The sequence below is a fragment of the Methanobrevibacter sp. UBA188 genome, assembly GCF_905234905.1.
Taxonomy (GTDB): Archaea; Methanobacteriota; Methanobacteria; order Methanobacteriales; family Methanobacteriaceae; genus Methanocatella.
The window spans coordinates 1-4,157 of record NZ_CAJOJM010000094.1; the positions used below are offsets into that span (position 1 = coordinate 1).

Consider the following 4,157-nt stretch of genomic DNA (forward strand, 5'->3'; position numbering starts at 1 on the left):
GTAACATTGAACATATTAATATTATCATTAGTTCCACCATAAGTATAAGTCACATAAATAAACGCTTTAGCCAAAGTATCATTATCAGATAAAACAACAGGGAAACTGGTTAATGCATATTTACCAGTACCACTTGCATAAGTACCATTAGTCAAAATAACAATGTCACCAGTAATGGTTGTAGTGTAGAAGGATTCTAAACCAGTTTGATTATAAGTATCCTTACCAAGATAACCATTATATAAAACTGTTGCCTCATAGGAAGTTTCATTCAATAAAAATTCATCAAACCATACTTGAAGTTGGTAATTTACAGTATCATAATTTCCGGAACCGTCATATTTGATATGATCAGTCAAAGGCCTAATAGTAGGATCAACCAAAGGCACATCTGTACTGCCATCAGTCAAATCAATTTCAGTGGAATTTACAACAGTACCATTATCCAATAAAACAACAACATATTTACCAGCCTTATTAGTAGTAACAGTAACAGTCAACTTATTAGCAAAACCAGGATAAACAACATCTTTAGAGTTATCAACTACTTTGAAATTAGAAATAGCAGCTGAATTTATTATGGATTTTGCAGTCAATACTGAAAGAACACTCTTATAAGAAGGTCCAGAGTAACCTTGACCAGGAATTACAAACAATTCAGTATTTTTACCATTTTTAAAGTAATTAGTTATATTCCATTCATTATATTGATAGTAATTACCCGCCTTATGTTTTGAATCAGTTAAAAATTCATCATTAAGTTTATAAGTTCCATCAGATGATGAAAGAGCAATATTGATTAATTTTGCTTCAAATACATTGTTAAATGAGGCGGTGTTAAAAGAAATAGTTTTATTGGAACTAGTCCAAATTTGATTATCGTCAACCAAATAATTGATTACATCATCGTCCCCATCATCATAAGCTAAAACTAACCCTATAAGTTTTATTCTTCCGTCAAATGATTTATTTTCCATTTTAAAGGTATCAACCTTAATTTTTAAATTAGTTCCATTTAAACCTTGAATCAAGCTAGTTACATCATAATGAACCATGAAATCTGAATAACATTTGGTAGTATGATTATTTACTGTATAAACAGTACCATCAGCTGAACCGTCTTCAGTCCATAAAGATTCAGAGTAACTTTCATTTCCATTAGCGGTAGAAATACTTATATTTGCATTAGCACCGTAAGTATTTTGAGCACTACCACTATAAACATTCACATAAACATCAGCACTTTTAATTGTCTTAGCATCAGCAGGAATATCATAACTTAATTCTCCACTTGTAGACCATGGATTTTCAGTTGCAACATCTACATCTCCTGAAACAGTACCTGAAACTTGTTCAGAATCCCCAATAACTGTTTCATCTCCACTTGTAGAAATAGCATTATCCACATCCTGAGCAGATATGGCACTAACACTAAGAACAATTATGAAAACCAAAAATATTGAAAATATTAAACTTTTATTTTTCATAATCTCACTTAATTACATTTCTCTTAAGTATTTAGTAATAATAAAAATAATCATTATATTACTAATAATACTATTATATTATTATAAAGTAATACTCTTATAAAACTTTTTATTCGGCCTTAAAAAGAGAAAAGTATATATAAATGTAAAGTAATTTTAAAAAGAAGTAATAATTATTCTAAAAAAATAAGAAAAAAGTAATACTAATTAGCAAATAGCTAAAAACAAAAAGTATTACTCTTAGCCTTCAACCATTATTAGCTTACCCGTTGAAGGATCCTTGTAAACTTTACCCATTTCCATATAGCCCTGACCTGAACTGTTAGAGGATTCTGGAGTTTCATTCAATGTTTGTCCTTCGCTGACTTCAGTCACATCAGGCGAGGACTCCTGAATGGCTTTCTGCTGATTTTGATTATCCTGAAATACAACACTCTGCATATTCCAACTTATAACAACAAATATTAATAAACCAACAGCAATAACAAGCATTGCATCTACAAGATTTGAGGTTCCAGCCATCGGGTCTTCTTCACCTTCAGAAAAACGTTTTTTAGATTTATCTCTAACCATTAGCAAAACCTCTTATTGATTTAATTTATCAAGCAATGCATCTGCAAGCGCATCCAAATTGGACAAGTACTCTTCATACCATCTGCGCCTTACTTTGGAGACAAAATAAGCTACAGCTCCCGCACCGATACCAACAACTGTAGTATCAAAAGCAACAATAATAGCATTAGCCAATGTATTTACATCCCCAGCACCTAAAGCAGCAAGACCAGGCCCCATAGGAATTAAAGTACCCATCAATCCCAATGTCGGTCCAATACGTGTGACAACATCAGTTCTCTCAATTGATTTTGCAAATTTATTTTCTTCAAATTCGACTAATTTTTTAGCCAAGGCATGTCTTGATTCAGGAGTCAGAGAATTTGCACGTAAAATCTTAATTAAGACAACTTTTTGAGATTCATAAATATTTGCATTTTTAATAACATTTTTTATTTCATCTAAAGAAGTTGCATTTGATATGGAATAGATTAATTCTTCAATTAGCTCGGGAGTGATTTTCTTTCTTGAAGTATACTCAGAAATCAAACCACCAATCGCAAGTACTGCAAATTACCGGAATCTGCAGACTTTGTGAAATCATATTTAATGTTGATGTTAATATTTCACTTCCAGGAATTGTTGTTACCATTAAATCACCTAATTAAAATTACTGTTTCTCCTAGATATTACTCCACCGATAGCCACTACGACAAGCACCAATATTAATGCCCCAATTAATGAATATGGGGAGGCTATTGATATTGCTTCCATCGGATTTTGAATCATTGCAGTAATGTTCGGCAAGAACAGTGCGGACAATAGGAAATAAATTCCTAAAAAGAACATGAAATTACCCAATACTATTGGATAAGGCTTATCAATGAATTTTACCAAGTAATTAGAAGCATAATAAGTTACAACGATTGTTAAAACTAATGCTAAAGCCACAATTACACTTAAATTCATCAATCCTAAACCTACAGTAGGTGCAACAAGCATTATACTCACTATAATGGAACCAAAACAACAAGGACATGGAGCAACTACTGCCATACAAGTGGCAGCAGTAGTATTTTTTTCAAATACCTTATACTCCCTTATTGTAAATATTCCTGCTAAAATCATGATTATTGCCATGATTAAGAAAAATTCGAAATTGTAAGTATAAATTAAATCTGTAATCTGATCTGTGAAAAATGAGGAAATTTCCGTCAATATTAAAACTCCCCCACCATATCCTATTGACACCAATGCCAAATATCTCTTTGACATGTTTGCGAGGCCTGTAGCAAGGCCCAATTTGATTCCAAAAATTAAAACTGCGGACAATATTCCGAGTTGCCATAAAATATTAATTGCATCCATTAAAACACCTACTATCTTTCATTAAATAGCTTATCTAAATCTTGAACTTTATCTTTATCATCTTCATTTCTAAAGTATCCGACAGCCACAACCATAATCAAGCATAAAATTGCTAAAACAGCCACTATTGACAAACCTACTTCACTGGCTGATTGGGAAGATATCGGATTTATTTCAACTGACTTTTTGACATCCGCTCCCTCTGCAGATGAACTTCCAGCTTGGACTGATTCACTTCCAGCACCTACATTTGAAAATGCCTCTCCCTGAGCATTGTCACCACTTTGAGCAGTAGTTTGAGTAGTTGTGGAGCTGGAATTTGTTTTAACAGTCGAGGAAGAAGTTGATCCTTTTACTGGATTTTGAGTTGAAGCTTCCTTTTGATTATCTTTTGACTCGGTTTCTGGTGGCTGAGTTGATTGAGTATTGTTCTTGAATACCGGATTTTTAGTTGCCTCATATAATTTAGGAAGCAGTTGAGCCAAAATATCCGGATTAACATATTGCACAGCCCATTGCATCATCGCAATATTACCACAACTACAGTCACAACATGCCACACCATTTTGAACTGTTGCTTGAGCCCAAGTATTTGCTATATCGCTTATTGTTGCCTTATCTGCTTTCCAATATCCATCATGGATGGTAGTAAGCATTGTTCCACTCATGGAAATAAGTGAATATGCATTATTTCCGCTCATCAACCAGTCTTTAACGCCAATATTGTATTTATCCTTATAATAAGTATCA

The 4,157-nt window shown here is 33.0% G+C and carries 3 protein-coding genes and 2 pseudogenes; all 5 read right to left on the reverse strand.

Annotated elements, in window-relative coordinates:
• The coding region (locus tag QZ143_RS09675) for a DUF3344 domain-containing protein (RefSeq protein WP_292883695.1) at positions 1–1,487 on the reverse strand (1,487 nt) is incomplete at its 3' end.
• A 240-nt stretch (positions 1,488–1,727) separates the two neighbouring features.
• On the reverse strand, positions 1,728–2,060 hold the full coding sequence (locus QZ143_RS09680; RefSeq protein WP_292883697.1) for a DUF2149 domain-containing protein: 333 nt from the start codon (positions 2,058–2,060) through the stop codon (positions 1,728–1,730).
• 12 nt (positions 2,061–2,072) lie between these two features.
• A pseudogene (locus tag QZ143_RS09685) lies at positions 2,073–2,691 on the reverse strand (MotA/TolQ/ExbB proton channel family protein).
• A gap of 8 nt (positions 2,692–2,699) precedes the next feature.
• Positions 2,700–3,407, reverse strand: a complete 708-nt coding sequence (locus QZ143_RS09690; protein WP_292609007.1) for a DUF2162 domain-containing protein — start codon at positions 3,405–3,407, stop codon at positions 2,700–2,702.
• Between the two features lie 11 nt (positions 3,408–3,418).
• Positions 3,419–4,157, reverse strand: a pseudogene (locus QZ143_RS09695) (cobaltochelatase subunit CobN); the annotation flags it as partial.